Annotated in this window: 6 protein-coding genes; 3 read left to right on the top strand and 3 right to left on the bottom strand. The window is 70.0% G+C overall.

The window, feature by feature from the left end:
* Nucleotides 1-75: 75 nt before the first annotated feature.
* Nucleotides 76-1539, bottom strand: a complete 1464-nt coding sequence (locus tag PLL68_RS07450) for an MATE family efflux transporter (RefSeq protein WP_502910686.1) — start codon at nt 1537-1539, stop codon at nt 76-78.
* 232 nt (nt 1540-1771) lie between these two features.
* On the opposite strand from PLL68_RS07450, the gene PLL68_RS07445 reads away from it, so the two are divergent.
* A complete protein-coding gene (locus PLL68_RS07445) occupies nt 1772-2737 on the top strand; it encodes a type IV toxin-antitoxin system AbiEi family antitoxin (RefSeq protein WP_324533109.1) in 966 nt (321 codons plus the stop codon).
* Nucleotides 2738-2920: 183 nt separating this feature from the next.
* On the opposite strand, the gene PLL68_RS07440 is transcribed toward PLL68_RS07445, so the two are convergent.
* Entirely contained in the window at nt 2921-3640 is a 720-nt protein-coding gene (locus PLL68_RS07440) for a DNA alkylation repair protein (RefSeq protein ID WP_324533107.1), read from the bottom strand.
* 76 nt (nt 3641-3716) lie between these two features.
* Entirely contained in the window at nt 3717-4943 is a 1227-nt protein-coding gene (locus tag PLL68_RS07435; protein WP_324533105.1) for an acetyl-CoA hydrolase/transferase family protein, read from the bottom strand.
* Between the two features lie 142 nt (nt 4944-5085).
* Between PLL68_RS07435 and PLL68_RS07430 the strand changes: the two genes are divergently transcribed.
* Nucleotides 5086-5361, top strand: a complete 276-nt coding sequence (locus PLL68_RS07430; protein WP_324533104.1) for a DUF2277 domain-containing protein — start codon at nt 5086-5088, stop codon at nt 5359-5361.
* Between the two features lie 460 nt (nt 5362-5821).
* The coding region (locus PLL68_RS07425; protein ID WP_324533102.1) for a DnaB-like helicase N-terminal domain-containing protein at nt 5822-6641 on the top strand (820 nt) is incomplete at its 3' end.

The following is a 6641-nucleotide window of genomic DNA, read 5'->3' as shown; positions in this document are numbered from 1 at the left end:
GCTGCCGGGGATCCGCGCCGCGAGGCTGCGGTCGAGGTCGTCGCACGGGCCTGACCGGCCCGGAGCCCGAGTGGGTCAGGGGCGGGTGGCGCCGAGGACCATCCAGTGGTCGGTGCGAACCCTTAGCCACATGAGGGCGGCGCGCACGGCCATGAAGGCGGTGAACGCCACCCACAGCCAGGTCACCGCCGCCATGTTGCCCGCGCTGCTGCCGTCGACGACCCGGCCGCCGACCGCGTGGGCGGCGGCCACGATCGGGAGGTAGGCGAGGAGGGTCACGAGCATGGCCTTGGCCAGCCAGACCCCGTCGCCCGCGCCGATGAGCACCCCGTCGATGACGAACACCAGCCCGGAGAGTGGTTGTCCGATGGCCACGACGAGGAGCCCGGCGGCGATGGCGGCCTGCACCTCGGCATCCGGCGTGAACAGCGGAGCGAGGAAGGGTCGGGTGAGCAGGAGCAGGGCGCCGAGGACCACGCCGCCCAGCACTCCCCAGCGCAGCATCAGCGCGGTCGCCTCGCGGGCCTTCTCGCGGTCGCCGGCGCCGAGGGACTTGCCGGTGATGGCCTGTGCCGCGATGGCGAGGGCGTCGAGGGCGAAGGCGAAGAAGGTCCAGATCGTCGCTGTCACCTGGTAGGCCGCGAGGGGCACGTCCCCCATGCTCGCGGCCACCCACGTGGTGACGAGCAGCACGCCGCGCAGCGCCAACGTGCGCACGAGCAGGGGGATGCCGCCGCGCGCCGCGATGAGGACGCGGCCGGGGTGGGCCCGCAGGGGCACGCAGTCGCGCCGTGCGTAGCGGATGAGCACCGTGACCAGTCCGATGGCCATCACGGTCTGGGCGATGACCGTGCCCCAGGCGGAGCCGGCGATGCCCCAGCCGAGGCCGTGCACGAACCACAGGTTGAGCACGATGTTGAGGCCGAATCCTCCGACGGCCGCGATCAGCGGGGTCTTGGTGTCCTGGAGGCCACGCAGCACGCCGGTCGTGGCCAGGACGACGAGCATGGCCGGGATGCCGAGGGCGGAGATGCGGAGGTACATCACTGCCTGCTCGAGGGCACCCTCGGAGGCGCCGAAGACCCGGCAGAGCGGTTCGGCGGCTGTCGCCACGGCTGCAGCGGTGACCGTGCCCAGGGCGATGGCGAGCCAGGTGCCGTCGATGCCCCCGGCGATGGCACCGGGGCGATCGCCTGCACCGAGCTGGCGGGCGACGACGGCGGTGGTGCCGTAGGCGAGGAAGACGAAGATGTTGGCGGCGGTCAGCAGGATGGCGCTGGCGACGCCGAGACCGGCCAGTGGCTCGACGCCGAGGCGCCCGACGATGGCGGCGTCGGTGAGCAGGAACAGCGGCTCGGCGACCAGGGCGAGGAAGGCCGGGATGGCCAGGCGCAGCACCTCGCGGTGCTGCCCGCCGTGGCTGGGTCGGGGGCCGAGCGGGTCGCTGCTTGGCTGGTTGCCGACCGGCTGGTCGCTACCCGGGTTGTTGTTGCCTGGCTGGTTGCTGCCTTGGGCATCGAGGTCGGGGCGATCGCTCACGCCTGCACTGTTCCACGTGAAACCGACGGATGCCGTCGCAGATCCATGCTCCGGATGGGAGTCCGTACTCCCGATGTGCGCTGCTGCATGGACGCACCACCGGAGTAAGGACCTGCGACCGGAGCAAGGATCTGCGTCGGCAATGCTTCGCCGCGCCATCCCTCGTACCCTGCGGCACCCCACCTGTGGATAACGCCGCGGGAGAACTGCATCGCCCTGCGATCGTGGAGCCGTGTCCGGTCAGTCAGCCCCGAGGCGGTTCGACCCCCAGGTCCTGCGGCTCTACTCGGCGCTGCGCCACCAGGGGATCGATCCCCAGCGAGAGCACGGCTGGGTCAGGGTGCGCCGTGGCGTCTGGGCTGAGTCGACGTGCTGGGCAGCATTGACCCCCGAGCAGCGCCATGCCGCGCAAGCCCATGCCGTGTCACTCGTGTGCGACCCCGATCGGTCGTGGATCTTCGCGCACGAGACGGCCGCCGCAGTCTGGGGTCTTCCGCGCATCGAGAGCTGGCCGGATGCCGTGCGCACCCTCGTCGTCGGCACTCGCCTTCGCGGCTCCCCGGGTGTTCGTCCGATCCGGGGACCTGCCGCGGACACGGTGGTGGTCCACGGCATCCGGGTGACGCCGGTGGCTCGCACGGTCGTCGACATGGCACGCAGCGCATCTCTCCCCACGGCCGTCGCGGCTGCCGACCATGCGCTTCGGCACGGGTTGTGCACCCGTGATGACCTCGTTCGTGAGGCGAATGCCGTGCCGGCTCGCCTTCGAGGTCGCCCGCAGGTGGCGCTCGTCATCGACCTGGCCGACGGCGACTCGATGTCGGCGGGGGAGAGCCTGTCCCGCGTCCAGATGTTCCGCCTGGGTCTGCCCCGGCCGCGGCTGCAGGCCAAACACGAGGACGAGCAAGGGCTGATCGGGTACGTCGACTTCGACTGGGACGGCGTCATCGGTGAGTTCGACGGCAAGCTGAAGTACCGGGTCCCAGCGGATGCGGACCCGAGCGAGGCCGCGGAGATCGTGTGGCGGGAGAAGAAGCGCGAAGACCGATTGCGGGCACACAGCGAGGTGGTGCGCTGGACCTGGGACATTGCGCTCGACCGGGATCGGCTGGGTGCACTGCTCGCCGCGAAGGGCGTGCGCCCGGATCCACGGGTGTCGTGGTTCGACGTGGGCCAGGGCTCACGGGGAGCCGTCTGACGAATGGGGTTCCGGCGTCCTTCCGGCTTGACGCAGATCCTTGCTCCGGATGTGAGTCCCTACTCCCGATGTGCGCTGCTGCAAGGACGCACCACGGGAGGAAGGATCTGCGACCGGAGCAAGGATCTGCGGCGGGCTGCCCCCGGGCTCCGACGGTCGACGCTCGCGGACCGTCAGGTGGGGTCAGAGGTGCCTGAGGGCCTCGCGCCTGCTCAACCCGGACAGGTGGTCGCCGCGGCTGTCGACGTAGGCCCGCACCCAGTCGGGATCGACCCGAGCGTGCTGGCGCAGCGCCCACCCGACCGCCTTGCGGATGAAGAAGTCCTTGCCGTGCAGCGACCCTTCGAGGTTGGCGTCGAGCACGTCTGAGAGCAGGTCGACGTCGGTGTCTGCACGGTGCTTGAGCTGCGCCAGGATCGCGGTGCGGCGCACCCAGAGGTGCGGGTCCACGGCATCCGCCCTGATCAGGGGGGTGACGACCGGCCGGTGCGCCAGAAGGATCGGCCCGATGAAGTCCGCGGCGACCGGGTCGACGATGTCCCACCAGCACGTGGTCGTGACGACGTGGCGGTACAGGGCCAGCGCCTCCGGGTCCTGCCACGGGCGGGCCGCGCGGTGACCGGCGACGGCCAACGCCGCGTACCACTCCTCGCGGTGGGTGGCGTGGTCGACGAGGTCGCGAACGGCATCCGACCATTCCTCGCGCGTGTGCGGCGCGAGGGCGCGATCACGCAGCAGCGGCCGGAGCAGGACGGTCAGCTCAGGTTTGCTGAGCCCTCGAAACGGCATCGGCGACTTCATGTAGGCCCGTTGGCTGACGGCCCGCTCGGGGTCGCCGACAGCGGGGTCGGCCAGCGCGGCCCGGATCGCCGCCACCAGGCCCGGGTTCGGGTGACTGATCACCTCACCCATCCTGCCGTGAGTGCGGAAGTGGCGGTCAGGGCCACCACTTCCGCACTCACGTCGAGCAGGGGTGCCCTCACGCGAGGCCGAGGTGGGCGGCTTCCTCCCAGAGCTCGTCGCGCACCTGCGGGTGGGCGGCGTCGCGGATGATGTGCCGGCACTGGGCCTGCTGGTCGTAGCCCCACAGCTCGGCGACCCCGTGCTCGGTGACGATCGCGCTCTGTTGGAAGCTCGTCACCGGCTCGTCGACGAGCGGCACGACGGTCGACACGTCGGCCTTGGGGTGCCACGAGCGCAGCGCGATGAACGACTGCCCGCCGGCCGAGTGCAGCGCCCCGACGATGAAGTCGGTCTGGCCGCCGAAGCCTGAGTAGATGCGCGCGTTGATCCGCGACGCGTTGGCCTGGCCGAACAGGTCGACCTCGAGAGCGGTGTTGACCGAGGTCATCTTGCGTTGCTGGGCGATGAGGCCGGGGTCGTTGGTGTGTTCGGTGCGCATCATCCGCACCCGGTGGTTGCCGTCGAGCCAGTCGTAGAGCTCGCGCGACCCGAACAGGAACGAGGCGGTGAGCGGGTGGTGCGGTTCGAGGGCGCCGACCCGGTCGAGGGCGAGCACTCCGTCGGAGAACATCTCGGTCCAGATCCGCAGCCCGCGCCGGCCGGTGAGCGCGTTGAGCGTGGCGTCGGGGACGCCGCCGATGCCCATCTGCAGGGTGGAGCCGTCGCTGACCCGGCTGGCGACGCGCTCGCCGATGGCGCGGCTGTCGTCGTCGGGGGTTGCGGGGTCGTGCGCGGGCAGCGGCTCGGACACCTCGATGGCGACGTCGACCCATTCCACGGGGACGAGTGCGTCGCCGTAGGTGTACGGCATCTGGTCGTTGATGACGGCGACGACGCGACCCGAACGCATCCGGCATCCCTCGATGGCCGCGGGCAGGATGTTGACCTCGATGCCCAGGCTGAGCTGGCCGTCGCGGGGCGGGGCGCAGTGGATGATGACGACGTCTGCGGGGATGCGTCGCTGGAGCAGCACGGGCACGAGCGAGAGCCGGCTGGGCACGTACGACAGGTTCGAGTGGCGGCGCATGCCGGCGCCGACGAAGCACGTCTCGGCCGTCACGCCCTCGCGATCCGGGATGCCGGGCGGCGCGTTCAGTGCGTGAATCGTGTACTCGTCCTTGTTCGCGTCGAGGATGCGCACGGCCGGCCAGGGGACGGCGACGTTCCCGGAGACCACCACCCGCGGCTTGCCCTGCAGGGAAGCGAACAGTCGGCCCAGTTCATCGACGCTGATGATCCTCATGGTCACCATCTTGGCCCTGTTTCGCGGGCATTTCAGGTGAGGTTTGGCACGCCTTGGGTGGGCGGTGGTGCGGCCGGATGCCGTGCCGTCGCCGTGCGTGGATGCCGTGCGTTTGGTGCCGTGGTCGGCCTACCGTGGGTGCATGTGCCGCAACATCCGACCGTTGAACAACTTCGAGCCCCCGGCGACCACGGACGAGGTGCGCGCCGCGGCGCTGCAGTACGTGCGCAAGGTGAGTGGGACGACCAAGCCGTCGCAGGCGAACCAGGAGGCCTTCGACCGGGCCGTCGAGGAGATCGCGCACATCACCGCGCACCTGCTCGGGGACCTCGTGACGACGGCGCCGCCCAAGGACCGCGAGGTCGAGGCGGCCAAGGCGCGGGCCCGGTCGGCGGGGCGGTACGGCCGCACCGGCTGATCCCCGGGGGCGTCCGACGTGCTGCCCACCAGGGCCACGGATGTTCGCCGACACCGCATCCCGATCATCCACAGGGGCGGCTCCGCACCGACTGCTACCGACTGGTAAGGATGATTTCCTGGCCGCGGGGTGACGCACGCCATGTGGATGAGACACGCCCGAAAGTTTCTTCACTCCACATGACGTGGGTGGCGTTTGCGCAGGTCAGCCGCCTGTGTTTCGGATCTGCACCGCGCCATCCACAGGGTTGTCCACCGAGTGTGCACATCGAGGCTCGGCGTTTTGCACACCTTGTCCACAGGTTGTGCACACGGGTGGTGTCGGGCACCTCGTGGCAGCGCTTACCGTGGCTCGTCGGTGGAGTGTCGGTGGCCTCTGATGTGCTGTTCACAGGGCGTCGGGCCGGTGAGCGGGCCGCTCGAACCGATCATCATCAGGGCTAGTTCGGAAGAGGTGTGCAGTGTCCATTGCGGAGTTGAACGCGTCGTACGGCGCCCCCTCCGACGGGCCGCCCGACGACCGACTTCCCCCGCAGGACCTCAACGCCGAGCAGTCGGTGCTCGGGTCGATGCTGCTCAACAAGGACGCGATCGCCGACTGCCTCGAAGCCGTGAAGTCGCACGACTTCTACCGCCCGGCACACGAACTGATCTTTGATGCCGTCCTCGACCTCTTCGGTCGTGGCGAGCCTGCCGATGCGATCACCGTCGCCGATGAGCTGGGGAAGCGCGGTGACCTCACCCGAGTCGGGGGGCAGGCGTACCTGCACCAGCTGATCCAGTCGGTGCCGACGGCGGCCAACGCCGGGTACTACGCCGAGATCGTCCACGAGCGGGCGGTGCTGCGGCGGCTCGTCGAGGCCGGCACCCGCATCGTGCAGATGGGCTACGGGCAGGGCGAAGGGGACATCGACGAGATCGTCAACCGCGCCCAGGCCGAGGTGTACTCGGTGGCCGAGAAGCGCGGCGGCGAGGACTACCACGCGCTGGGTGAGCTGCTCAACGAGACGATGGAGGAGATCGAGGCGGCGGCGGGGCGCACCGATGAGTTCATCGGCGTGCCGACCGGGTTCCTCGAACTCGACGAGCTGACCAACGGGTTGCACGCCGGGCAGATGATCGTCATCGCGGCGAGGCCTGCCGTCGGCAAGTCAACGCTCGGAATCGACATCGCCCGGGCGGCCGCGATCAAGCACAACATGGCGACCGCGGTGTTCTCGCTCGAAATGAGCCGCACCGAGATCACGATGCGCATCCTGTCCGCCGAGGCGACGATCCAGC

It is taken from the genome of Ornithinibacter sp., assembly GCF_035443565.1.
In the GTDB taxonomy this organism is placed as follows: Bacteria; Actinomycetota; Actinomycetes; order Actinomycetales; family Dermatophilaceae; genus Fodinibacter.
The sequence above is the reverse complement of the archived record's forward strand: the minus strand, read 5'-3'. Positions and strand labels throughout refer to the sequence as shown.